The 23394-nt window shown below is 72.7% G+C and carries 27 protein-coding genes; 19 read left to right on the forward strand and 8 right to left on the reverse strand.

The features are described from left to right. Positions 1-85 precede the first annotated feature (85 nt). The 7 genes from ABD361_RS23550 to ABD361_RS23580 all read left to right on the forward strand — a co-directional run bounded on the left by ABD361_RS23550 (position 86) and on the right by ABD361_RS23580 (position 5684). Entirely contained in the window at positions 86-595 is a 510-nt protein-coding gene (locus ABD361_RS23550) for an O-acetyl-ADP-ribose deacetylase (protein WP_344437623.1), read from the forward strand. A gap of 155 nt (positions 596-750) precedes the next feature. Beyond that, positions 751-1086: a hypothetical protein gene (locus ABD361_RS23555; protein ID WP_344437624.1), complete on the forward strand. Its 336-nt coding sequence runs from the start codon at positions 751-753 to the stop codon at positions 1084-1086. Between the two features lie 298 nt (positions 1087-1384). After that, positions 1385-3631, forward strand: a complete 2247-nt coding sequence (locus tag ABD361_RS23560) for a sensor histidine kinase (RefSeq protein ID WP_344437626.1) — start codon at positions 1385-1387, stop codon at positions 3629-3631. Then, the gene (locus ABD361_RS23565) at positions 3628-4032 is read left to right on the forward strand and encodes a roadblock/LC7 domain-containing protein (protein ID WP_344437627.1); all 405 of its coding nucleotides are present in this window, start codon (positions 3628-3630) and stop codon (positions 4030-4032) included. The genes ABD361_RS23560 and ABD361_RS23565 overlap by 4 nt, the downstream gene beginning before the upstream one ends. Continuing rightward, positions 4032-4406: a DUF742 domain-containing protein gene (locus ABD361_RS23570; RefSeq protein WP_344437629.1), complete on the forward strand. Its 375-nt coding sequence runs from the start codon at positions 4032-4034 to the stop codon at positions 4404-4406. The genes ABD361_RS23565 and ABD361_RS23570 overlap by 1 nt, the downstream gene beginning before the upstream one ends. Continuing rightward, a complete protein-coding gene (locus tag ABD361_RS23575) occupies positions 4393-4992 on the forward strand; it encodes a GTP-binding protein (RefSeq protein WP_344437630.1) in 600 nt (199 codons plus the stop codon). Before ABD361_RS23570 ends, ABD361_RS23575 begins: the two co-directional genes overlap by 14 nt. 200 nt (positions 4993-5192) lie before the next feature. Beyond that, positions 5193-5684 carry a hypothetical protein gene (locus ABD361_RS23580; RefSeq protein ID WP_344437631.1) on the forward strand — a complete coding sequence of 164 codons (492 nt, stop codon included), beginning with the start codon at positions 5193-5195 and terminating at the stop codon, positions 5682-5684. Between the two features lie 20 nt (positions 5685-5704). Here the strand turns inward: ABD361_RS23580 and ABD361_RS23585 are convergent, their stop codons facing one another. Together ABD361_RS23585 and ABD361_RS23590 are read right to left on the reverse strand one after the other, a co-directional pair. Next, a complete protein-coding gene (locus ABD361_RS23585) occupies positions 5705-8506 on the reverse strand; it encodes a pyridoxal-dependent decarboxylase (RefSeq protein ID WP_344437633.1) in 2802 nt (933 codons plus the stop codon). Continuing rightward, positions 8494-9951, reverse strand: a complete 1458-nt coding sequence (locus tag ABD361_RS23590) for a pyridoxal phosphate-dependent decarboxylase family protein (protein ID WP_344437634.1) — start codon at positions 9949-9951, stop codon at positions 8494-8496. Before ABD361_RS23590 ends, ABD361_RS23585 begins: the two co-directional genes overlap by 13 nt. Before the next feature lie 200 nt (positions 9952-10151). Between ABD361_RS23590 and ABD361_RS23595 the strand changes: the two genes are divergently transcribed. The 3 genes from ABD361_RS23595 to ABD361_RS23605 all read left to right on the forward strand — a co-directional run bounded on the left by ABD361_RS23595 (position 10152) and on the right by ABD361_RS23605 (position 11395). After that, complete coding sequence (locus tag ABD361_RS23595; protein WP_344437636.1) at positions 10152-10448, forward strand: hypothetical protein; 297 nt, start codon at positions 10152-10154, stop codon at positions 10446-10448. 254 nt (positions 10449-10702) lie between these two features. Next, positions 10703-10981 carry a hypothetical protein gene (locus tag ABD361_RS23600; protein WP_344437639.1) on the forward strand — a complete coding sequence of 93 codons (279 nt, stop codon included), beginning with the start codon at positions 10703-10705 and terminating at the stop codon, positions 10979-10981. Between the two features lie 66 nt (positions 10982-11047). Beyond that, positions 11048-11395: an antibiotic biosynthesis monooxygenase family protein gene (locus ABD361_RS23605; protein WP_344437641.1), complete on the forward strand. Its 348-nt coding sequence runs from the start codon at positions 11048-11050 to the stop codon at positions 11393-11395. 91 nt (positions 11396-11486) lie between these two features. Here ABD361_RS23605 and ABD361_RS23610 read toward each other — a convergent pair whose 3' ends face one another. Next, positions 11487-12044 (reverse strand): hemerythrin domain-containing protein, encoded by a 558-nt coding sequence (locus ABD361_RS23610; protein WP_344437643.1) that lies wholly within the window; start codon positions 12042-12044, stop codon positions 11487-11489. Between the two features lie 274 nt (positions 12045-12318). Here ABD361_RS23610 and ABD361_RS23615 point away from each other — a divergent pair, with 274 nt between their 5' ends. From ABD361_RS23615 to ABD361_RS23625, 3 genes are read left to right on the forward strand one after another with little or no spacing between them, the layout of a single operon-like run. Further along, positions 12319-13773 carry an MFS transporter gene (locus ABD361_RS23615; protein WP_344437645.1) on the forward strand — a complete coding sequence of 485 codons (1455 nt, stop codon included), beginning with the start codon at positions 12319-12321 and terminating at the stop codon, positions 13771-13773. A gap of 24 nt (positions 13774-13797) precedes the next feature. Next, positions 13798-14301, forward strand: coding sequence for a MarR family winged helix-turn-helix transcriptional regulator (locus ABD361_RS23620; protein ID WP_344437646.1), 504 nt, complete (start codon positions 13798-13800; stop codon positions 14299-14301). A 7-nt stretch (positions 14302-14308) separates the two neighbouring features. Then, positions 14309-15070 carry a class I SAM-dependent methyltransferase gene (locus ABD361_RS23625; RefSeq protein WP_344437648.1) on the forward strand — a complete coding sequence of 254 codons (762 nt, stop codon included), beginning with the start codon at positions 14309-14311 and terminating at the stop codon, positions 15068-15070. A 59-nt stretch (positions 15071-15129) separates the two neighbouring features. Here ABD361_RS23625 and ABD361_RS23630 read toward each other — a convergent pair whose 3' ends face one another. Next, positions 15130-15945: an SAM-dependent methyltransferase gene (locus ABD361_RS23630; protein ID WP_344437650.1), complete on the reverse strand. Its 816-nt coding sequence runs from the start codon at positions 15943-15945 to the stop codon at positions 15130-15132. A 62-nt stretch (positions 15946-16007) separates the two neighbouring features. Here ABD361_RS23630 and ABD361_RS23635 point away from each other — a divergent pair, with 62 nt between their 5' ends. Then, positions 16008-16442, forward strand: coding sequence for a MarR family winged helix-turn-helix transcriptional regulator (locus ABD361_RS23635; protein ID WP_344437652.1), 435 nt, complete (start codon positions 16008-16010; stop codon positions 16440-16442). A 22-nt stretch (positions 16443-16464) separates the two neighbouring features. Here ABD361_RS23635 and ABD361_RS23640 read toward each other — a convergent pair whose 3' ends face one another. Further along, positions 16465-17025 carry a GNAT family N-acetyltransferase gene (locus ABD361_RS23640; protein WP_344437654.1) on the reverse strand — a complete coding sequence of 187 codons (561 nt, stop codon included), beginning with the start codon at positions 17023-17025 and terminating at the stop codon, positions 16465-16467. Between the two features lie 205 nt (positions 17026-17230). On the opposite strand from ABD361_RS23640, the gene rox reads away from it, so the two are divergent. Then, the gene (gene rox, locus ABD361_RS23645) at positions 17231-18661 is read left to right on the forward strand and encodes a rifampin monooxygenase (protein ID WP_344437656.1); all 1431 of its coding nucleotides are present in this window, start codon (positions 17231-17233) and stop codon (positions 18659-18661) included. Positions 18662-18722: 61 nt separating this feature from the next. Here the strand turns inward: rox and ABD361_RS23650 are convergent, their stop codons facing one another. Together ABD361_RS23650 and ABD361_RS23655 are read right to left on the reverse strand one after the other, a co-directional pair. Continuing rightward, complete coding sequence (locus ABD361_RS23650) at positions 18723-19580, reverse strand: glycoside hydrolase family 19 protein (RefSeq protein WP_425583303.1); 858 nt, start codon at positions 19578-19580, stop codon at positions 18723-18725. A 287-nt stretch (positions 19581-19867) separates the two neighbouring features. After that, the gene (locus ABD361_RS23655; protein ID WP_344437659.1) at positions 19868-20284 is read right to left on the reverse strand and encodes an organic hydroperoxide resistance protein; all 417 of its coding nucleotides are present in this window, start codon (positions 20282-20284) and stop codon (positions 19868-19870) included. Positions 20285-20370: 86 nt separating this feature from the next. On the opposite strand from ABD361_RS23655, the gene ABD361_RS23660 reads away from it, so the two are divergent. From ABD361_RS23660 to ABD361_RS23675, 4 genes are all read left to right on the forward strand, one after another. After that, on the forward strand, positions 20371-20958 hold the full coding sequence (locus tag ABD361_RS23660; RefSeq protein ID WP_344437661.1) for a TetR/AcrR family transcriptional regulator: 588 nt from the start codon (positions 20371-20373) through the stop codon (positions 20956-20958). A gap of 110 nt (positions 20959-21068) precedes the next feature. Continuing rightward, positions 21069-21626: a hypothetical protein gene (locus tag ABD361_RS23665; protein WP_344437663.1), complete on the forward strand. Its 558-nt coding sequence runs from the start codon at positions 21069-21071 to the stop codon at positions 21624-21626. A gap of 16 nt (positions 21627-21642) precedes the next feature. After that, positions 21643-22149 carry a hypothetical protein gene (locus ABD361_RS23670; RefSeq protein ID WP_344437665.1) on the forward strand — a complete coding sequence of 169 codons (507 nt, stop codon included), beginning with the start codon at positions 21643-21645 and terminating at the stop codon, positions 22147-22149. Between the two features lie 88 nt (positions 22150-22237). Further along, positions 22238-23059, forward strand: coding sequence for an SDR family NAD(P)-dependent oxidoreductase (locus ABD361_RS23675; protein ID WP_344437667.1), 822 nt, complete (start codon positions 22238-22240; stop codon positions 23057-23059). 111 nt (positions 23060-23170) lie between these two features. Here the strand turns inward: ABD361_RS23675 and ABD361_RS23680 are convergent. Then, positions 23171-23394, reverse strand: a 224-nt coding sequence (locus ABD361_RS23680) for a malic enzyme-like NAD(P)-binding protein (RefSeq protein WP_344437670.1), incomplete at its 5' end; no start/stop codon positions are given.

Below are 23394 nucleotides of genomic sequence, written 5' to 3' on the forward strand. Positions count from 1 at the left end.
CCATCGCGGCATGGTGCACCGAGTAGGCGACCGGACGCAAGAAAGATCGATACCGTGCGACGGGCGGTGGGCGACCATGGAACCCATGACCACCCTCACCCTCGCCCGCGGCGACATCACCCGCCAGCACGTCGACGCCGTCGTCAACGCCGCCAACTCCTCCCTCCTCGGCGGAGGCGGCGTCGACGGAGCCATCCACCGCGCCGGCGGCCCCGACATCCTCGCCGCCTGCCGCGCCCTGCGCGCCTCCCACTACGGCAAGGGCCTCCCCACGGGCCACGCAGTGGCCACCCCCGCCGGCCGCCTCCCGGCCCGGTGGGTCATCCACACGGTGGGCCCGGTGTGGTCGGCGACCGAGGACCGCTCGGAGCTGCTGGCGTCCTGCCACCGCGAGTCGCTGAGGGTGGCCGACGAGCTCGGTGCGCGGACGGTTGCCTTCCCGGCGATCTCCACGGGCATCTACGGCTGGCCGATGGACGACGCCGCCCGCATCGCGGTGGCGGCAGTGCGCCAGGCGGTGACGACGGTGGAGGAGGTCCGTTTCGTTCTCTTCGACGAGAGGGCGTACGAAGCGTTCGCCGCGCGGGTGGGGTGACCGGCCAGCCGGGCGGGCCGGCGGGCGGAATGAACCGTTCCCGGCCAACTCCGTTCCGGTGCGGATCCGGTGCTACCCGGTGCGGGTACCCGGGGGTAGCGTCCCCTTCCGCACCGATCGAACAGGACATCGACAGGACATCGACAGGAGGGCACATGAAAATCTGCTTCCGGGCCGCAACCGCGGGCCTTGTGCTCGCCCTCACGGGTGCGGGTGCCGTGACCGGCGCAGCACCCGCTTCGGCCTCGGCGTCCGACCACACCGCGGCGTCATCCTTCTCCTGCGATTCGTGGCAATACCACAGGGGCAGCCAGGGGCACGGCGCATCGATCACGTGCCACGGCAGCTCCTTCACCGGGTACGTCGTCTGTCACCAACCCGACGGCCATCTGTACCTCCGCTTCGGCAACCGCGCTCGTTCCGGTGGCACTTCCACCGCCTGGTGCGAGCTGAACGCGGAGGTCATCGATGCGGGGGCCCTTCCGCTCTGACCGGTGGGAAGCGCGAAGGCAGGCCGGCGGGGACTTCCTCGCCGGCCTCGTCCCCTGGTGCCCTCGGCGCGCGATCCGCTCGATCTCCGGGCACAGTCGGCAATCGACGCAACCGGCAATGAACCCCTCGTGAGTGCCGTTACCAGCCCTGCGCACCAACCTCAACCGATGCTTCTGGAGTTGGCTGGTTATGATCGGCACCCACTCGGAAATGGCCGGCTGTGTTTGACGAGGACTGATGACTCCCACAGGATCCGAAGGCCCGGGCGAGCCGGTACGCAGAAGGCGACGACGGGCCGTGCGCCTGCGCACCCTGCTCGTCTCGCTCGCAGTGGTGCCCACCGTGGCGATGGGGGTCCAGGTTCTCATCAGCTCCGACCGCTCGGTGCAGGAGTCCCGGCATCTGCGCAAGGACGTGGTGGCCGGCCGGCAGACCGGCGTACCCCTGTACCGGCTCATGACCGCGTTGCAGTCCGAGCGCGCGGTCACCGCCGGGTGGTGGTCCGGCACGCCCGTCTCCAGTGCCGACCTGCGCGACCGCCGGGCCGACACCGACCGGGCCGTGGCCGTGTTCCTGAAGTCGTCGGACCCCGATCAGATCCATTCCGACCGAGGGAAGGACCGCCTTCGCGACATCACGCGGCGACTGGCCGACCTGGGCGCTCAGCGCGAACGCGCCGACGCACGCCGCGGCAGCCCGGACGATGCCGTCGACTACTACACCGACGTGATCAGCGGAACGATCCGTTGCCTCGGAGAGTTCAACCACGTCGACGACGGCGGGCTCGCGCAGGAGGCGGCCTCCCTCGTGGCCCTGTTCTCGGCAGCGGAGGCGGTGGCTCGCGAGGATGCCATCCTCGCGCTGGCGGGCCCCTCGGCAAAGCTGACATCCGCCAGGTTCCGTGAATTCGTCGAAGCCGTGGGCGCGAGCGGTTACCTGTACGACACGATCACCCTCGACCTGCCCCTCGACGACCAGGACGCCCTCCAGCGCATCCTCACCTCGAACGCCTGGCAGACCAAGTCCCGCATCGAGAACGCGATCGTCTCCGAGCACCGGGACGTCCCCTCCGGCGTCGTGCTGCCACCGGACGTCGGCGACTGGCGGGCGGCCCACGGCACCTTCTCCGCCCAGTTGAACACGCTCGACGAAAGCGAGCTGCAGGAGCTGCTCGACCACGCCGACGACCGCGCGGCGCAGCTGGAGAACCAGGTCGTCCTGCTGGTGGCCGCAAGTGGTGCCGCCCTCCTGCTGGTCGTCGCCGTCGTGGCCTTCACCACGCGCTCGGTCCTGCGCCGCCTGCGCTCCCTCCACGACCGCACGGTGGCGGTCGCCGAGGAGACGCTCCCGGGCATCGTGGAGCGCCTCCAGCGCGGAGAGGACGTCGGCACCGACGCACTGCCGCGGCCGAGGGGCGAACAGGACGAGGTCGGACGGATCAGCGACGCCTTCGCCCGCGCCGTCGCCGTATCCGTCGAGGGACACCGCAAGCTCGCCGACGAGCGACAGGGCTTCAGCGTGTTCGCCTCCGGCATCGCCGCGAGGACCGGCAACCTGGTCAGCCGGCAGCTCGCCCTCACCGAGCACATCCAGGACACCTTCGGCCAGGACGAGGCACTCCTCGCCGAGCTCATGAGGTCCGATCAGCTCACGGTGGGCATGCGCAGGCAGATCGAGAACCTGCTCATCCTGGCCGGCGGCGAGATCTCCGACCCGCACATGGAGCCCATGCGCATCGCCGACCTGCTGCGGGAGGCGGCCGCCGAGGTCGAGGACTTCCGGCGCATCGACCGGCACGCCATGGACGAGACCAGCGTGGAGGCCGGCGTGATCAGCCAGCTCAGCCACCTCCTGGCAGAGCTGCTGGACAACGCCACGCGCTTCTCCCCGCCGACGGCACGGGTCTCCATCCGGGCCGAACTGGTCGGCGACGGTCTGTGCATCGAGATCGAGGACCGCGGCCCCCGGGTGAGCGCCGAGAGGTACGAGGAGATGAACGACCGGCTGCACTCGGCCCCGCCGTACTCCGTACTGGCCCGCAACGCGCACCGGCTCGGCCTCTTCGTGGTCGGCCACCTCGCCGACCAGCTCGGTGCGACGGTCACGCTGCGCCGGTCGGCGTTCGGCGGAACGTCCGCCGTGGTGATCGTCCCCAGTGAGCACCTCGTGCCGGCGGCCCGGCCGAGCGCCGCGGCGCCCGAGCCGGCCAAGGAGTCCGCGCCCCTGCCGCGGCCCGCCGAGGAGCGGCTGCCGAAGCTCGTCGTGCGGCAGCGGAGCAGTGCTCCGGCAAACGCCCCCGCTCCGGTCCCCGCCCCCGGCCCCGCCCCTGCCCCCGGCCCCGGCGTCCCGGGGGAGGTCCCCGGCCGGCCGGCCCTCCCCGAGCGCATCCCGCAGACCCACATCGCCCGGCCGCTGCGCGAGCCGCGTGCGGCCGAACCGGTCGCCCGGGACGCCGCCACGCCCGAAGAGGTGGCCGACGCCTGGGCGGACTACGAAGACAGCACCCGGCAAGTGGAACTCGAGCTCCGACAGGACCAGCCATGACGACGACACAAAACGATGCGATCTACAGCATCCTGGACAACAACCTGAGCAGGATCGCCGGCATCCAGGGAGCCGTGCTCCTCGCCAACGACGGGATCAAGCTCAGCGCCTACATGGTGGAGCGGGACCAGGCCGAGCGGGTGGCCGCGGCGGCCTCCGGTATCGCCTCCACCATGAAGGCCATCTCGCGCGAGATCGACGGCGGCGGGGTGATCCGCCAACTCGTCGAGATGGACGAGCGGTACCTGTGCATCGTCGGGTGCGGATCGGGCAGCACGCTGATCGTCGTGGCCTCCCGCAAGGCACGGCTCGGAGAACTGGGTGGCGAGACGGTCCGCGCCGCGCAGGCGCTCGGCGAGTGGCTGGACACCCCCGAGCGCTCGCAAGCGCCCACGGCGTAATGGCGACCGACCCCCGGCCCGGACGGCGCCGCCGGACGCGGCTGTACGCCCTCACCGACGGGCGTACGGCTGCATCCCGGCACGCTCTGACGATGGACACCGTGATCACGGCAGCCGCGGACGCCAAGCACGGCCACGGTCACGGAAGCCTGCCCACCGAATGGCAGGAGATCCTCACCATGTGCGCGCCGCCGAACGGACGGGCGGTCGCCGAGATCGCCGCCCGGATGGGGATGCGTCTGACTCCCATGGTGGTCCTGCTCGGCGAGCTGCTGGAGCGCGGTCTGATCCGCCACCGGCCGCCGCTGGACGCCTCCGAGACCTCCAATGTCCACCTGCTCATGAAAATCAAGGACAACCTTGCCCGCCTCTGACACCGCCGGCACCGCCGCAGCGGAAGCGTCCCCCGTCAAGATCCTCATAGCCGGCGGCTTCGGTGTCGGCAAGACGACCCTGGTCGAGGCGATCTCCGAGATCGACCCGCTGCGCACCGAGGAGCGGCTGACCTCCGCGGGCGTCGGGGTCGACGACCTCGACGGCATCGAGAGCAAGACGGCGACCACGGTCGCGATGGACTTCGGCCGCATCACCCTCGCCGACGCCGGAGTGGTCCTGTACCTCTTCGGCACACCGGGCCAGGAACGCTTCTGGTTCATGTGGGACGACCTGCTGCACGGGGCGCTCGGGGCGATCGTCCTGGTCGACACCCGCAGGCTGGACCGCAGCTTCCCCGCCATCGACTTCTTCGAGAACCGCGGGCTGCCGTTCATCGTCGGCGCGAACTGCTTCAACGGCGAGCAGTCGTACACCGCCGAGGAGATCAGGGCCGCCCTCCACCTGAAGGACCCGCAGACCCCCGTCCTCCTGCTCGACGCCCGCTCCCGGGAGGACGTCCGCGGCTGCCTGCTCTCGCTCCTGGACCGGCTCATCACCCGGGCGCGCATCACCGCCTCCGTCTGATCACGGCGGCGCGGGGCGTGCGGGCGGACTCCCGCGCCGCCCGGGGACGCCGTGCTGCTGCTCGTCGCCGGTTTCCGCGTCGTGCGCCGGACGTCCTGCAGGCCGGAACGCAAGGATGCTGCCGTCGGTACGCGGTGGCATGGCGGGAGGGGCGGGCAGACATGGGCGGACGGTTCTCGTGGGGCCACAGGCTCGGGTGCGTGGTGGCGGCATCGCTGGCCGCGCTGCTGCACGCGGCGCCCGACGCGTCGGCACACGCATCGCGCGCTGCCGTGAGCTGCGCGGGCAGCAACACCATCTCGTTCTCGCCCGGCCTGTCGACGGCGGCGCAGCGGACCCGGATCCGCGGCAGCGGCGCGTACAGCTGTGTTTCCACGGACCCGGCGCTGCGGTCGGGGACGTCCTCGATCAGCGGCGGCGGGTGGAACGGCTGCTTCTTCTCCGATGCGACCACTGTCGAGCGGATCACCTGGAACACGGGGGAGCAGACGACGGTCGTGTACCGCATGGGGAACGTCCAGCAGGTGGCCGGGCAGGCGGTCGTCCTGGTCGTGGGCCGGGTGACGAAGGGGAAGTTCACGGGACGGACGGTGGCCTCGCCGGGGCTGCAGGCCACGCTCGATCCGCTGAAGTGCGTCGCGAAGGGCGGGGTGGGCCTGATCACCGGCCCGTCGGCGCTGGTGATCGTCTGACCGCGCGGCCGTTCGTCGTGTCAGGTCTCGCGGCCGTAGCGGGTGACCAGGTCCAGGACGTATGCGACATCGGCACGGGTAGTGGCGGGGTTGATGGTGCACATGCGCAGCACGGTGGCTCCTCGCACCGTGGTGGTGAGCAGGACGGCTCCGCCGTCGGCGCACACCCTGCGGCTGATGTGCGCCTGCGCCGCGTCGGCGTCCCGGGCCGAGGCGTCCCGGGGCCGGTAGCGGAAGGTGAGGATGGCGAGGCTCGGCGGCGTGACCAGCTCCAGCTCGGGATGGGCCTCGACGAGCCCGGCGGCGTACTCGGCGAGGCCCGCTCCCTGCTCGATGGCCTGGCGGAAGGCTGCGGCGCCGAAGGTCTTCAGGGAGAGCCAGAGCTTCAGGGCGCGCAGACCGCGGCTCTGCTGCGGGCCGTAGTCGGAGAGGTTGACCTCCTCGCAGGCCGGGTCGACCGGATGGGCCGGTCGCAGATACCCCTGGTCCAGGGCGTGGCGCGCCACGCCGAAGGTCTCCGGGAGCAGTTCGGGACGCCGCAGCAGGACACAGCCGATCTCGTAGGGCTGGAACAGCCACTTGTGCGGGTCGACGGTGAGGGAATCGGCCCGGCCGAGGGCGTCCCGCAGAGGGTGACCGCGTGAGGTGCCGGCGACGGCCGCGCCGTGGGCGCCGTCGACGTGCAGCCACAGGCCTGCCTCCTGGCACACGTCGGCCAGGCGGTCGAGCGGGTCGACGGCCCCCGTGCCGGTCGTGCCGAGCGTGGCGACGACGGCGAAGGGACGCAGCCCCGCACGCCGGTCGTGGCCGATGCGCTCCGCCAGGGCGCCGGCGTCCAGGCGCAGGGCGTCGTCCGGGGGCAGGACGGTGAGCTGTTCGCGGGTGAGGCCCACAAGGTGCGCCGCCTGGGCGACGGAAGGGTGCGCCTGGGAGGAGCAGTACAGCCGGGCGTCCGGCTGCGGCCGGCCGCCGAGCCGGTGGTCGCGGGCGACGGCCAGACAGGTCAGGTTCGCCGTGGAACCGCCGCTGACGAACAGGCCGCCGTGACCGTCCGGGAGGCCCAGGAACGTCTTCAGCCAGCGCAGGGTGGTCAGTTCGATCCGGGTGGGGCCCGCTCCGACGAGCCAGGCGCCGGGGACGGAGAGGTAGGCGGAGGCCAGCGCGTCGGCGAGCACGGCCGGGAAGTTGCCGGTGGAGGGCACGAAGGCGAAGCAGCGCGGGTGGTCCAGCCGGGTCGCCTCGGCGAGTGCCCGCTCGGCGACGTGGTCGAGGAGGCCGGGCAGGTCGTGGGTGCCGTGTTCGGGGAGGGGCTCGTCGAGGCGGGCCCGCAGGGCGCCGGGCGAGGGGGCGTGGCAGGGCGGCCGGGAGCCGGGGGTGGTCATCCGGTCGATGACGAGTTCGACGGCGTGGCGTCCTGCCTCGCGCATCCGCCGCTCGTCCAGCCGCAGCGGGGGCAGCGGGTCGGGCTCGTCCGCGGTGGTCCCGTCCTCCTTCTCCGCGTCCCGGGCGAGGGCCGCGATCCAGGCCGAGGCGCCGGGCCGCAGGTGCGGGCGGGGCCGCAGCCCCGCGACCGGCCGCGGGAACTGGACGAGCGCCAGCTCCTGGCCCGCGGTCACCGGCCCGGAGCGGGCGACGGCCCACCACAGGGCCTCGTCGTCGGCCAGCCGGGAGACCACGGGCGGCCCGGGCAGCGGTCCCGTCACCGCGCGTCCGTCCCTGCGGTAGCGCCCCGTCGGGGCCGGGCGGCGCACCACGGCGTCCGCAGGGGCGTGCACCACGAGCTGACTGTGGCGCAGGCCGGCCGGCAGCGGTGCGGCGGCCGCAGGGGGCAGGGCGGGAAGGAGGAAGGACAGGACGTGCAGCCCCAGGGAGGGCAGCAGGCCCGCCGCGCCCTCGGCCGCCTGGACCAGGGACACGACCGTCTGGAAGCGCGGATTGACCTCGACGGCCCGCAGCCGGCCGCCGTCCTCCACCAGGTCCAGGCCGAAGACACCGCGGAAACCACGTCCTCGCAGGACCTCGCCCACCCGGTGCGCGGCGGCTCGGGCCTGCCCGTACAGCCCCTCGGGCAGGTCGGCCGGGCCGACGAGCTGGTTGCCGCAGTGCGCGCCCCAGGAGGCGGCCAGCTCGGCCAGCCCGACGAGCTGGTGGGAGACCGCCGAGACGACGGTCCGGTCCGGCCCGGCGCACGCGGTGACGGTCAGGGAGATCCCGGGAGCGAAGCGGCTGAGCTTGACGGGTTCGTCCGGCCAGGCGTCCAGGCAGGCCCCCAGGGCCGACGGCCCGTCGACGAGGACCGTCCCGCGCCCGAGGAGGTTGTTCGCCGCCCGCTGCGCGACGGCCCGCCGCCACCGGCCGCTCCAGTACGCCTGCGCCGGCTCGCGGCCGGCCGCGGGGATCACCAGGAACGGCGGGACGGGAACCCCGGCCTCGGCGAACAGCCCGGTGGCACTGATCTTGTCGGCGGCCCACGCCGTGACGCCGGCGTCCGGGGCCAGCAGCCGGTAGCCGTGCGTACGGGCCCAGGTCCGGGCGTTGTCGCCGTGCTCGGGAGCGAAGGACACGCAGATGCGGCGCGGATCGGGCGGGCACGGCGGCCGGCCGGCCGGGGGCGCCGGCAAGGGCTGCCAGGCGGAGACCGGTTCGTGCCGCAGCCAGGCGGGCGCCGGCTGGAACGAGGCGCTCACGGCGGGGCAGTGGTCGAGCCACACGACCTCGTCGACCAGGCCGGCCAGGAGCCGCAGACCGGTCCGCGCGTCGATGCCCTCGATGTCCCCCGCGGCCCGCCCGGCAGGACGCACGGGCTCACTCACCTCTCGCACGGCCGCTCCTGCCCCGGCTGATGTGCCGCGAGCCGAACCTGCGGGGCAGGCCACGACGCCTTGGCCAGCTGCTCCACCCGCTGGTGCAGGCGCTCCAGATACAGCTCGCTCTCCGGTTTCATCAGCACGCTGCGCAACACGTGGGTGGTGTCGTCGTCCGCGACGGCATCGGGGCGGCGGGCGGTGAACGCGCCGGCGGTGACACGGGCGACGCTGAGGAAGACGGGGTCCTGCGTGGCGTTCATCCCCCGGTGCATCACCTCCTTGCTCGCCACGCCGACGCGGGACAGGCGCGGCGGCGAACCCCCCGGGGCGGCCGGGTGGTACGTCACGATGTCGAGTTCGGGAGGCTGGTACGGATCCAGGTACGCGGAGGCGCTGATCAGCTCGGCCCAGCGGACGGCGGCCCGCCGCCCGGCGGCGAGCACCGCCCCGAGCCCGTCCGGGGTGAGCGGCAGCAGCTTCAGCGTCAGCCACAGAGCGGCGGCGGCCGCGCCGGAGCGGGAGCATTCGAGGCCGATCTCCCCCAGATGAGGCCGGCGCGACGTGAAATAGGTGTAGGGCGAGTCGTGCCGGAAGAAGCGGGCGACGTCCGGGTCGCCGAACAGCACCGCTCCACAACCGTACGGCTGCAGACCGTGCTTGTGCGGATCGATCGCCACCGAATCGCACTGCGCGATCGCCCGCAGAGCCTCCCCGGTCTCCGGCGCGAGGGGCGCCCGCCGCCCGTCGGGTCCTCCGTCGGCCAGCAGCCGGAAGAAGCCGCCGTAGGCGGCATCCGCATGGACGCGCACCCCGTACCGGCGTGCCAGCGGGACGATGCGGTGCAGGGGATCGACGGCACCCAGCGCCGTCGTACCCGTGGTGGCGACGACCGTGCCGGCGTCCCCGGTGGACAGCAGCCGCTCCAGCTCGGCCATGTCCATGCACCCGCGATCGTCCACCGGCAGCGTGCAGACGGGGACGCCCAGCAGGTGGCACATCCGGGCGTGCGTGTAGTGCGCCTCGGCGCTCACAGCCACCGCCGTGCCGGGACGGCTCTCGCGGGCGACGAACAGGGCCTCCAGGTTCGCCTGGGTGCCGCTGCTGGTCAGATGCCCCAGGTGGGACGCCATACCGGCCATCTTCGCGAGCTGCTCCACCACCTCCTCCTCCATGACGGAGGTCGCCGGTCCGCCGTCCAGCGCGTGGTTGTTGGAGTTGACCAGCATGGCGGCCGCATAGCCGGCGACCGCCACAGGGTGCGGCGGTTTGAGCATCTGCCCTGCGTAGCAGGGGTGGAAGAAGGGGTAACTGCCGCGCAGCCGGGCGGTCAGCTCCTCGAACGCCACCTCGCACGCTGCTTCGTCGACCGCCATCGCGCTGTGCGTCGCGAACTCGCCGTACGTTCGCGCCCATTCCCGGAAGGCTTCGACTCCCCGCCCGAGCCAGTACCCCAGCTCCATGCCCACCCCCACCGCCGACCCCGACCCCGGCCCCCGTTGGCCCGATCACCGTAGCGACAGAAAATCACCCCATCACGACAATCGACGGCAATCACCTGAAAGAGGCAAGTGGAGCCGTGAACGGGGGCGTGTCCGGACGCTCCTCCGGCTCGTTCTTGCCACAAACGCCCGTCTTGCCGGAATCGGCTGAAGGAGTCCGGATGCGACGAGTCCTCGCGGCAACTGCCCTGACCGCGGCCGCGCTGAGCGCAGGGGTCACCGGCCCGGGCGCCGTCGCCCATGCCGCGGGCGGCGCGCCGGGCGGGGGTGACGAGCTCGGGCGGACCCTGTCCGCCGTCGACCGGGCGGGCGGCGCCCTGAGGGGGGCGACCTCCGGCGTCCAGCAGTTCATCGGACGGACGGCGGGATCGGCGGGGCAGTCCATCGGCGACGCCATGGTCGCGGGGACGAGGGGGGGCCTGCCGAAGGCAAGCCCCCCGGCGCCGGCCAACGGCTGAGATTCCTCCTGCGATGCCGGCATGCCGAACACCGCATTGCCGAGGCGCTTGATGCTCGGAACAGCACAGGCCCTGCCGCCTTCCGATGGAGGGCAACTATCCGGCAAGGGCTAGGATTTGCTCGTTCTTGAGAAGGGGCGCTGATGGGCACCAGGTTTATTGAAGTGGACGAATCGCGGCAAGGTGAGCCGGGTGTGCGGAAGGGAGGCAGAACATTGACGGTGGGAGGCCGGTCCATCACCCAGGAGACATGGGTGAAGGTCGAATCCTACGACGACCTCGATCCGACCGTGACCGGGGACGTCCATCTGCACACGTTCGCCGTCCCGGGCATGGAAGTGCGGGTCGGGGCCGCGAAGGACGACGAGGACGGAAGCGGCGAATTCGAAACCAGATTGATCCCGTCTGTCCAGTATTACCAGATCGAGCTCGGGCCCGACTCGCTGAACAAGCTCCATGATGCGCTCAAGCCCTTCATTGCCGCCGCGACGGAATGCGAGCCGCCGAAGGGTCGCAAGATACGTGCCAAGTAGTTCACGACGGCGGCCCGGCCCTGCAGCCTTGACCTCCAGTGCGGTTGAGGTAGGAGCATGCGCTTCATGAGTCAGGACAGCAAACCGACCGGTGACGCGTCGGTCACGTTCATCAATGTCATCGAGGTACCTGCCGAGCAGGTCGACACGTTCATCGCTCAATGGCGTGAGCGCGCACGCATCATGAGCACTGCGCCGGGATTCCGCGATTCACGGCTGCACCGGGCCGTGTCCTCGCAGGCCCGCTTCCAGCTGGTCAACGTCGCCCACTGGGACAGCCGTGAGGCCTGGGAGGCGGCCATGTCCCATCCGGAGTTCCAGGCCCGGATGCGCGCCCTCGAGGACGACCCGAACGTGAAGGTGTCGGCAAGCCCGGCGCTCTATCAGGTCGTTGAGGAGCTGCCTTCGGCGTGACCGTCAGGACCGGTGCCACCGGCCGGCACTGCCGGCCGGTGGCACCGGTCCCGGAAGACATCTGCAGGCCGTCCGCCCGCCGCGGGCGGCCTCAGCGGCCGCGGCCGGTGATCAGGTCGCGGGCGCGGTCGACCAGGCCCGCACCGGGCGCCAGGATCCTGTTGGCCGGGGGCCTGTCGGGGGCGGACGGGTGGGGCCGGGTCGGTGCCGTCTTCTTGGCCCTGCGGACCTTGTCACCGAGCTTGTCGAGCTGCTCGGCGGAGCAGGCGTCCTGCAGCAGGGTGAACAGGCGGCTCTCCTCGTCCGCCACGTGTTGCATCACCTCTTCCCGCAGCTGCTCCAGCGTGGCCTCGAACGCGTGCTCCCCGGGCCGGGCGCTCTCCAGGTCCTTCAGCAGCCGCTCCACCCGTGCGTGGTCGGAGATCTCCTTCTCCGCCAGCGCGGCCCCGTCGTCCACGTGCGCGCGCACGGCCGGGTACAGGTGTTCCTCCTCGGCGACCGAGTGCCGTACCAGCTCGATGGTGAGCTCGTCCGCCAGGGCCCGACGCTGCGGGTCCTCCGCGGGCAGCGACTGGATCCGCTGGAAGAGGGATTCCACCTCGCGATGGTCGGTGGTCAGCTCCTCGATGACGTTTCCGCCGTGGCTCATGCGATGTCCCTTCGCTCGTGTGCCGACGCGTCTGCCCGCGGCGGGCCACGCCATGCCATGCGTTCCACTCGCCGGGGCGGAACCAACCGGCGCAAGGGGCCACCCGGGTGACACCGACTCGGGGCCGCCGGCCGACGCGCCGCCGGCGGTCGCGAGACGCGGGCCCGGCCCGTGGCGATCGTCAGGCCCAGGCCGCCGCCATTGCATCGGTCACCAAGTATTTCGGTGACCGATATATCCTGGGAGGCGGGGGGACCTGCGGACAGGAGACACGATGCCCAGCGACGTGCGCGCGGAGCGGACCGTCCGGCTTCCCGGCGCCCTGATGCGCGAACGGCCGCGGCCGGAACGCATACGCACCCACCCCGCGGCCTGGCGGCTGGCCGTGGCCACCGTCTGCTTCGGGGCCTTCATGGGCCAGCTGGACGCGGGCATCGTCAGCCTGACCTACGCGGACCTGCGGACCGGCTTCGGCGCCTCCCTCACCGCCGTCACCTGGGTCTCCCTCGCCTACCTGCTCACCCTCGTCGCCCTGCTCCTGCCCGCCGGCCGGATCTCCGACGCCCACGGGCGCAAACTGCTGTACCTGTACGGGTTCGTCGTCTTCACCGCCGCCTCCGCCGGCTGCGCCCTCGCCCCCACCCTGCCCGTACTGATCGCCCTGCGCGTCGTGCAGGCCGCGGGCGCGGCCCTGATGCAGGCCAACAGCGTCGCCCTGGTCGCGACGAGCGCGCCACCCGGCCGGCTGCGGGCCGCCCTCGGCGTCCAGGCCACCGCTCAGGCCCTCGGGCTCGCGCTCGGCCCGCTCGCCGGGGGAGCGCTGGTCACCACCCTGGGCTGGCGATGGATCTTCGCCCTGAACGTTCCCGTCGGGCTGGTCGCCGTGGTCGCGGGCCACTTCCTGCTGCCCCGCACGCGGCAGCGGCACGTCACGCCCGGCTTCGACCTGCGGGGGACGGCCCTGCTCGCCCTCGCCACCACCAGCGCCCTGCTCGCCCTGTCCGCCCTCTCCGCAGCCCCCGCCCCGCACCGGCCGGCGGCCGCCGCGCTCCTCGACGCGGCCGGTGCGGGCGCCGGGTTCGTCCGGCGCCAGCGCAGGGCGACGCACCCCCTGCTCCCGCCGGAACTGCTGCGGCCCCGGCCCGTGCGTGCCGGTCTCGCCGGGGCCCTGTGCGGCTACCTGGTCCTCTTCGGCCCCATGGTGCTCGTCCCCCTCGTCCTGATCGCCCACGGCACCGACGCCCTGGGCGCCGGGCTGGTGCTGGTGTGGCTGCCGGCCGGCTTCGCGACGGCCGCCGCCACCGCCGACAGGACGCTGCCGCGCGGGTGGAGCCCCCGGGCGCGCTGCCTGCTGGGCGCCGGCCTGGTCCTCGCGGCCCTGGCGGCCCTGTACGTCCTGCCCTTCACAGCGGCGACGCTCCCCCCGGCCCTGGTGCTGCTCGGCCTCGGCCTCGGGGTCTTCCTGCCCGCCAACAACGCCGTCATCATGGCGGCCGTACCCGCCCGTTGCTCCGGTACGGGCGGCGGGCTCGTCAACATGGCCCGCGCCACCGGCTCCGCCCTCGGCGTCGCCCTGGTCACCCTGGCCCTCCGCCTTCCGGGCACCGGCGCCCGTACCCCGCACGGCCCCGTCCTCGTCCTGCTGGCATCCGCGGCGGTCGCCCTCGCCGCCACCGTACGGACGCCGCCCACCCGGCCCCTTCCGCGCCGGGGGAGGCGAGCGGCGTGAAAGCCGCCGGTTACAGTGGCGGCCATGTCGCCGCAGCCCCGGCCCCAACGGGCCCATGACGCACCGGCAGGCTCCGGTGAACCGGATGCCCGGCAGCTGACCGAAGCGGTCACCCGCCTGCGGCGCTCCCTGCGCGCCTCCATCCGCACCGACTACCCGTGGGAGAGCCTGCCCATGGCCCAGGTCGAACTGCTGCAGGCCCTCGCCGAGCACTCACCCGCCCGCGTCGGCGACCTCGCCACCCGCCAGCGCCTGGCCTTCAGCACCGTCAGCGGCCTCGTCACCCAAATGATCAACACCGGTCTGGTGGCCCGCGCCACCGACCCCAAGGACCGCCGCGCCTCCGCCGTCACCCTCACCGACACCGGCCGCCACCAGCTCGCCGCCTGGAACGCCGCCCACGAACAGCGCCTGAGCAGCGCCCTGCAGGCCCTGCCCGACGAGGACCGCGCCGCCATCCGGGCCGCCCTGCCCGCCCTGTTGCGCATCGCCGACCTCCTCGGCCCCGACGCACCCGAAGGACGCTGACGACGCCGTGGCCGCAGACCCCCGCGCCCGCGCGTTCGACGCGGCCGCCGCCCCGTACGGGGCGAGCCGGCCCTCGTACCCGCCGGACGTCCTGGACGCCGTCGAGGAGGCCATGGGCCGCCCGCTGGCCGGCGCCCGCGTCGCCGACGTCGGCGCCGGCACCGGAATCGCCACCCGCCTCCTGCGCGAGCGCGGCGCCGACGTCGTCGCCGTCGAACCCGGCGGGCCGATGGCCGCCCGGTGCCGGGAGACGCTGCCGGACGTGCCCGTCGTCCGGGGCGACGGCAACGCCCTGCCCCTCGCCCCCTGCTCCCACGACCTCCTCACCTACGCGCAGTCCTGGCAGTGGACGGACGTCGAACGCTCCGTCCCCGAGGCACTGCGTGTCCTGCGCCCGGGCGGGGTGCTCGCCCTCTGGTGGAACACCACGGCGTTCGACGTGCCGTGGATCCGTGCACAGCACGAGCGCATCGCCCACCACTGCAAAGTGCCCCCGCGCCCGGGGAGGTTGCCCGACGACGGCGAGGCCGTGCGGCTCGCGGGCCTGTCGGGTCTGCGGGTCGTACGCCGGCAGGTGCGCTGGAGCCGGGCGGTGTCCCTGGACGTGCACCTCGCCAATATCACCAGCCGCTCGGCGTTCCTCGTCCTCGACGAGGCCGCCAACCGCGCCTTCGCCGCAGAGGAGCGCCGGCTGCTGCGCGAAGCGTTCCCCACCGAGGCGGTGGAGGAGAGCTATGTCGTCGATCTGCTGATGGCCTTGCGTCCCTGACGCAGCACGGCACTCCGTCTACGGGCGCGTCGTGGCTTGTCGCGCAGTTCCCCGCGCCCCTAGGGGGCGCTGGGCGCAGTGCGCAGGGCCGTGATGAAGCCGGTGCCGGACGGGTTGGCCATGGGGCGCCCGTAGTGGGCCGCGACCGCGTGGAGCGGGTGCTCCTCGGTGGACCAGCCGTGGGCGGCGAGCCAGCCGGCGGTGCCGGTGCCCAGGCCGCCCTTCCACAGGGAGGTGATGTGCGCGACCGACGGGTCGTCGACGACGGTCTTTCCGCTGCGTCCCCGCTCCAGGGCCAGCCGGCTGGCCGGGGCGGACAGCTCGCCGACGGTCGTCAGCAGCGTGGCCGCCTCCTCGGCGGTCAGGTACACCAGCAGGCCCTCGATCAGCCAGGCGGTCGGCCGGGCGGGGTCGAAGCCGGCGCCGACCAGGCGGTCGGCCCAGCCGGGGGTCAGCAGGTCCGCGGGCACGGCGGTGCGCTCGCAGCGCGGTGCGGCGCCCTCAGCGGCGAGCACCCGGTGCTTGAACGCGAACACCGGCGGCAGGTCGAGCTCGTACAGGCGCACCCCGGCGGGCCAGGGCAGCCGGTAGGCGCGGGTGTCCAGCCCGGCCGCCAGCACCACCACCTGGTCGCAGCCGGAGCCGACGAGCCGGTCGTCGTAGAAGCGGGTCCGCAGGACCGTCTGGCGCATCAGGGCGGTCGCCAGCGGCCCGGGGCGGTGCTGCGGGCGTATCGGTTCGTCGGAGGCGGCCACGAAGGCCGCGGCGTACGGATCCGTGAACAGGGGGCTCCCGGCAGCGCTTTCAAGGGCGCGCACCCGGGCCACGGCCAGTGCCGTCTTCGACACGGCGCTCAGCGGTTGCGGGGTCGTCATGCTCCGCACATTACATCGCCAGCGATATATCTTCACCGATGTAGTACGGGTATATTCAGGCCATGGACGGAATGCAGCTGCTCGGCCTCGGCAGGCGCCTGATCGAGCTCGGCAGACAGGTCATCGACGAGGCCGGGCCCACCGCGATCACCCCCGGCGAGGCGGCCGTGATCGCGGACGTGTTCCGCTACCCCGACTGCTCGGTCCGCGAGATCGTGGCGCGCACCGGATTCGCCCAGAGTCATGTGTCCGCATCCGTGAGCAGGTTGCGCGAGCGCGGCCTGCTGGAGACGGCGGCCGACCCCGCCGACGGCCGGCGGACCCTGGTCCGCCTGACCGACCGCGCACGCCGGGCCGTACGCGCCCGGGCCGACCGCCCCGCCGACGAGGCGATCGCCCGGGCCGTCGCGGACCCCGACCGCGCCCGGCGGGTCGTCGCGCTGCTCGACGAACTCGCACGGCTGCTACCACCGGCGAAGGACGGCCCGCGGGCTTGACCCGCCGGCACGGCCCGGCCGTTCAGCTCCTCGCTGCCTGCCACTCGCTGCGGAGCATGGCGTAGACGTAGTCCTCCCGCCACGCGCCCTTGAAACGCTCGGTGCCGACGAAGTGCGCCTCGCGGCGCATGCCCAGCCGCTCCAGCAGCGCGGCGGACGCGGTGTTGCGGGCGTGGCAGCGGCCCACGACGCGGTGCAGGCCCAGCTCGTCGAAGCCCAGCCGCAGGGCCTCCCGGGCGGCCTCGGTGGCCAGTCCCCGGCCCTGGAAACGGGGGTTGAAGACGTACCCGACCTCGCCCTGCCGGTGCTCCTCGCTGAGCCAGACCAGCTCGACCTGCCCGACGACCCGCCCCTCCTCGGGCAGGACCACCGCCAGGCTCAGGCAGTCGCCGGCCCGCTGCAGCTGCGTCTCCCGCGCCATCTGCGCCACGGCCTGCGCGCACTGCGCGCGGTCGCGCGGCTCCCAGCGCATGTACCGGGCGACGTCGGCCCGCCGCTGGTAGTCGAGGACGTCGTCGGTGTCCTCGGTGGTGAAGGGACGCAGGTGCAAACGGGCCGTGACAAGCGGGAACGCGGGCTTCATGCGCACAACGTAAGGGGAGGGTGGGGGCAGGGCGCCAGGGGATTTCGATCCCGCGAGAGAAAGCCCGGGAGAGGCCCGGAAGAAAAAGGCCATACCTCCCGCCCTTTACAACCTATAGCGCATGGGGGGCCTTGCCGCAAGGCCCCCGGTGTGCCGCAGAATGACCGGCCGATGACAGAACCTGAGGGAACGGGGGGGGCTTGTAATGATCGACGTGATCGTGGCCGGTGGTGGACCGACCGGGCTGATGCTGGCCAGTGAACTGCGCCTGCACGGCGTGCACGTGGTCGTCCTGGAGAAGGAGGCGGAGCCGGCGAGGATGGTGCGCGCGCTGGGACTGCACGTGCGCAGCATCGAGGTGATGGACCAGCGGGGCCTGCTGGAGCGGTTCCTCGAGAACGGCACGAAGTACGAGGGCTTCCCCGGCTTCTTCGCCGCGATCGGCAAGCCGTGGCCCGAGCGCATGGACACGGCGCACTCGTACGTCCTGGGCATCCCGCAGAACGTCACCGACCGCCTGCTCGAAGAGCACGCCACCGCCGTCGGCGCCGAGATCCGGCGCAGCTGCGAGGTGGTCGGGCTGGACCAGGACGACGAGGGGGTGACCGTCGACCTGGCCGACGGCACACGGCTGCGTTCGCGTTACCTCGTCGGCTGCGACGGCGGCCGCAGCACGGTCCGCAAGCTCGCCGGCATCGCCTTCCCCGGCGAGCCCAGCAGGGTCGAGACGCTGCTGGGGGAGATGGAGCTGACCACGCCGCAGGAGGAGCTGACGGCGGTGATGGCCGAAGTGCGCAAGGTCCAGACACGGTTCGGTTTCATGCCCCTCGGCGACGGGGTGTACCGCGTCGTCGTACCCGCCGCGGGGGTGGCCGAGGACCGCACCGTCCCGCCCACTCTGGAGGACTTCCGGCAGCAGCTGCGGGCCGTGGCGGGCAGCGACTTCGGGGCCCGCGCGCCGCGCTGGCTCTCCCGGTTCGGTGATGCCACCCGGCAGGCCGAGCGCTACCGGGCCGGCCGGGTGCTGCTCGCCGGCGACGCGGCGCACATCCACCCGCCGACCGGCGGGCAGGGCCTGAACCTCGGCCTGCAGGACGCCTTCAACCTCGGCTGGAAGCTGGCCGCCGAGGTGGCCGGCTGGGCCCCGGAGGGGCTGCTGGACAGCTACCACGCCGAACGGCACCCGGTGGCCGCCGACGTCCTGGACAACACCCGCGCACAGATGCTGCTGATGTCCACCGATCCGGGCGCCCGGTCCGTACGCCGGCTGGTGGCGGAGCTGATGGACTTCGAGGAGGTGAACCGCCACCTGATCGAGAAGATCACCGCGGTCGGGGTCCGCTACGACTTCGGCGAGGGCCACGACCTGCTCGGCCGGCGGCTGCGGGACGTCCGCCTCAAGCGGGGCCGCCTGTACGAGCTGATGCGCGGCGGCCGCGGGCTCCTGCTCGACCAGACCGGCCGGCTCTCCGCGGCGGGCTGGGCGGACCGGGTCGACCACGTCGTCGACGTCAGCGAGGAGCTCGACGCCCCCGCGGTGCTGCTGCGGCCGGACGGCCACGTGGCCTGGGCCGGCGAGGACCAGCAGGAACTGCTGGACCGGCTGCCGCAGTGGTTCGGCGCCGCAGCGGCTTGAGCCGGAATCCGGGGGGCGCCCGTGTGATTCCCGGCGGGAATCACGCGGGTTGCGCGGGGGATCAGCAGGTCAGATTGCCGCCCGGTGCCACCCCGAGGATCGCGGTGAAGCGCCGGTAGCTGTCCACCCGGCTCTGCACCTGTGCGGGATTGCGGCCGTTGCACTCCATGGCCCCGTTGATGCTGCGGATGGTCTCCCCGAATCCGTGACCGCCCACGACGGCATCATGCGGGGTCATCGTGCCGGGGCCCCGCTGGGTGTTCCAGTACCACAGGGCGGTCTTCCAGGAGACGGCCGCGTCGCTCTGGACGAGCGAGGGGTTGTGGAGCAGGTCGAGGCCAAGAGCGTCGCCCGCCGCCTTGTAGTTGAAGTTCCAGCTGAGCTGGAGGGGGCCGCGGCCGTAGTAGGCGGCCTGGCCGGCCGGGCAGCCGTAGGGCTGGTTCCGGTCGCAGTAGTGGGGGTAGTTGGCGGTGTTCTGCTCGACGATGTGGACGAGCCCGCCGGTCTCGTGGGCGACGTTGGCGAGGAAGGCGGCCGCCTCCTGCCGCCTGACCTGCTCGCTGCCCGTGGTGGCGAAGCCGGGGTAGGCGCGCAGCGCGCTGACCAGGCCGTTGTACGTGTAGAAGGCGTTGCGGTCCGGGAACATCTGCTGGAACTGCGCCTCGCTCACCGGGAAGGCGCCGGGCGTGCCGCCGCCCTGGCAGGTGTACGGGTCCCAGTACCAGGTGCTGATGACGGGGTCGTAGCCGGGGTTGTCGTGTTCGGCGATGTAGTAGTGGCCGTCGGTGTACCGGACGACCGTGCCCGTCGGGTACCAGGTCCCGGCGACCCAGCGGGGCGCGGCATCGCAGGGCCCCGCGGCGCTCGCCGTGCCGGCGGGCATCAGGAGGACCGTGCCGATCAGGGCCACTACGGCCATCAGTAAGGTGGCGATGCGGTTTCTTCTCACGGCGGCTCCTTGCGGCATGGGTGCGAAGTGGCGCTCGCAGCGGTAGAGCTGACGGTATATGAGGGCGCCCCGTCAGGGGCGCGGGGAACTGCGCGATCGGCCACCGACGGCCTGCAGCCGAACGCGCCACCCCGGGGAGCCGGGCGCAGCACGGCGCTTCGTCTGCGGGCGCGTCGTGGCTTGTCGCGTAGTTCCCCGCGCCCCTACGGGGCGCCGTGGCGCAGCGTGAGGAAGATCCGCCGGCTCACGCCACCACGTCACGCCACGACGAGGTCCACCGGGATGTTGCCGCGAGTGGCGTTGGAGTACGGGCAGACCTGGTGGGTGGCCTCGACGAGCCGGTTCCCGGTCTCGCCGCGCAGCTCCTCGGGCAGCTCGATGCGCAGCGTCACCGCGAGCCCGTAGCGGCCCTCGCCGATGGCCCCGAGGCTCACCTCGGCCGTGACGGAGGCCTGTGAGGCGTCGAGCTTCATGCGGCGCGCGACGGTGTGCAGGGCGTTGGTGAAGCAGGCGGCGTAGCCGGCCGCGAAGAGCTGCTCGGGGTTGGTGCCTTCACCGCTGCCGCCGAGCTCCTTGGGGTGGGTCAGGTGCAGGTCCAGCATGCCGTCGGCGGTGGTGGCACGACCGTTGCGGCCGCCGTGGGCGGTGGCGACGGCGGTGTAGAGCGGGGTCATGGCGTCACGTCCTCTCAGAGACAGACCGTTCTGTCTCTCTGCGGGTGACGCTTAAGGTAGACAGACCGTTCTGTTAATGTCAATCCATGGCACCGAAGACGCGACAGGACGCCCGCCCCACCGCCCTCCCGCCGCGGGAGCGCCTGCTGGAGGCGGCCATTCGGCTGTTCTACGAAGAGGGCATCCAGTCCGTCGGCGTCGACAGGCTCATCGCCGAGGCCGGCATCACCAAGGCCACCTTCTACCGGCACTTTCCCACCAAGGACGCCCTGGTCCGGGCCTACGTCGAGGACCGCGACCAGGCGGTCCGGGCCAGGGCCGACGCCCTGGCCGCACAGGCCCGCGGCCCGCGCGAGGTGCTGACCGCCCTCGTCGCGGAGCTGGGGAAGCAGGCCTGCGGTGCGGGCTTCCGCGGCTGCGCGTTCATCAACGCCGCCGCCGAGTACCCCGACGCCGGGCACCCGGTCCGCCAGGCCGTCGCCGAGCACCGGCGCTGGTTCCGGGCGCGGCTGGTCCAGTTGCTGCAGGACGCCGGCCACCCCCGCGCCGAGGACGCCGCCGACACCCTCGTCCTGCTGCGCGACGGCACCATGACCGGCGGCTACCTCGACGACCCGGCCCGCGCCGCGGCCGCGCTGCGACATGCCGTCGACGCCGTGCTCGCCGCCGCCTGACGTCTTGCGGGGCGGGCTGGTCCGTAACCCCTTGGTAAGGAAAAGTCCAGAATTGTACTTCTGTTCCTAGAATGGGGGAGGGAACCCTTACCGGAAGGGGGTGCGGCCCCATGTCGACAGCGACTCTTCTGGAGATCGTCATCCCGGTGGTCGTGGTCGTCGCCCTGATCGCCGTGGCGGCGACGGCCCTCGCGCGGCGCCGCCGCCTCCGCAGCCGCTTCGGGCCGGAGTACGACAGGACGGTCGAGCAGGCCGACAGCCGGCGGGCCGGCGAGCGGGAGCTCCGGGCGCGCGAGAAACGCCACGACGAACTGGACATCAAGCCCCTGTCCGACACCTCGCGCGAGCGGTACGCGCGGCAGTGGAACGGCGTGCAGGAGGAGTTCGTCGACCGGCCGCAGGCCGCCGTCCACGACGCGGACCAGCTGGTGAGCTCCCTGATGCGCGAACGGGGCTACCCGACCGAGGGCTACGAGCAGCAGCTGGCGGACCTGTCCGTCGAGCACGGCCGCACCCTCGAGCACTACCGTGCGGCCCACGAGGTCGAGGCACTCTCCACCCACAGCAAGGTGACCACCGAGCAGCTGCGGGGCGCCATGGTCCACTACCGGGCCCTCTTCGAGGAACTGCTCTCCGACGGCGGACGCACCCACCGCGCCCACGCCTGACCGGACGGAGAAGATCATGCGCAGCAACGACGACGTACCCGACACCACGGGCGGCGAGCTGTCCACCGAGGACATCGCCCAGCCCCGGACCGAAGAACCACCCGAGCCGGAGGAGGACATCGCAGGGGCACCCGTCTACCCGGGCGAGAGCGTGCCGCTCGACGAGCCGGCGGCCGAGGAGGCCACGACGGACGAAGCAGAGACAGAAGAAGGAGAAACAGAAGAAGGAGAAACAGAAGAAGGGGAAGGCGAGACCCTGCGCCTGCTGCCCCCCGAGGACGAGGAGGACTTCCGCGGACGCTGGCAGGAGACCCAGAGCAGGTTCGTCGACGACCCCCGGGACGCGGTGCACACCGCGGACACGCTGGTCGCCGACCTCATGCAGACCCTGGCCGCCACCTTCGCCCAGCACAAGCAGGAGCTGGAGGCCCAGTGGAGCCAGGGCGAGGAGGCCGACACCGAGGCCCTGCGCATGGCCCTGCGCCGCTACCGGTCCTTCTTCAACCGCCTGCTCAGCACCTGACGTCGGACGGACGGCTGCCTGGTGGCATGGCCACCAGGCTCACCACGCTCTCCCCACCCCCCGGGCCCGCCGGAGCACACTTGCCGGCATGAAGCGAACCACCGTTCTGATCACCGGCGCGACCCAGGGACTGGGCCGCGGCATCGCGCTCGACCTCGCCGCGCGCGGCCACACCGTCCTGCTCCACGGCCGCGACCGCGCCCGCCTGGAGGCCGTCGCCGCCGAAGCCGCCGCCCTCGCCGGCGGCGGCGACGTGCGCACCTACCTCGCCGACCTGTCCGACCTCGACCAGGTGCGCGCGATGACCGCCGCCGTGCGTGCGGCCGAGCCCCGGCTCGACGCACTGGTCAACAACGCCGTCGCGGGCGGTGGCGCCGAGCCGCTGCACCGTGAGCTGAGCCGCCAGGGCCACGAACTGCGGTTCGCGGTGAACCACCTCGCCCCCTACGCCCTCGTACGCGGACTGCTGCCGCTGCTGAAGGTTTCCGCGCCCGCCCGCGTCGTCAACGTCGCCTCGATCGGCCAAGAGGCCATCGACTTCGACGACGTCATGATGGAGCACGACTACGAGGGCCTGCGCGCGTACTGCCGGAGCAAAGTGGCCCTCCTCATGGCCACCTTCGCCCTGGCCGCCGAGCTCGACGGCACCGGCGTCACGGTCAACGCCCTCCACCCGGCCCACCTGATGGACACCGACGGCCTGCGCGCGTACGGCCTGACCCCGGTCACGACCGTCGAAGAGGGCGTACGGCCCACCGTACGCCTGATCACCGACCCGGCCCTGGAGACCACGACGGGCCGCTACTTCGACCGGTTCACCGACACCCGCGCCCACGAGCAGACGTACGACGCCGTGGCCCGCGAACGCCTGATGACCCTGACCGACCGGCTCGTGGGGATCGCGCCGTAACGCGAACGGCGCCGTCCCACCGGCGGCCGCCGGCCCCACCCGGTCGGGTGGGGCCGGCCGCCGGTCGCGTCCGGGCCGGTCAGGTGGGCATGAGGTTGCGCATCAGCTGGGTCAGGCCGTTTCGCGCAGCTGCAGTGCCGCCCGCTTGACCGCCGAGGCCACGGCTTCCGTGGCCTTCGCGTTGAAGACGCTGGGGATGATGTAGTTGGCGTTGAGTTCCTCGCCGTGGACGACGTCGGCGAGGGCGCGGGCGGCGGCGAGCATCATGTCGGTGTTCACGGTGCGGGACTGGGCGTCGAGCAGGCCGCGGAAGACGCCGGGGAAGACCAGGACGT

It is taken from the genome of Streptomyces luteosporeus (assembly GCF_039532865.1).
In the GTDB taxonomy this organism is placed as follows: Bacteria; Actinomycetota; Actinomycetes; order Streptomycetales; family Streptomycetaceae; genus Streptomyces; species Streptomyces luteosporeus.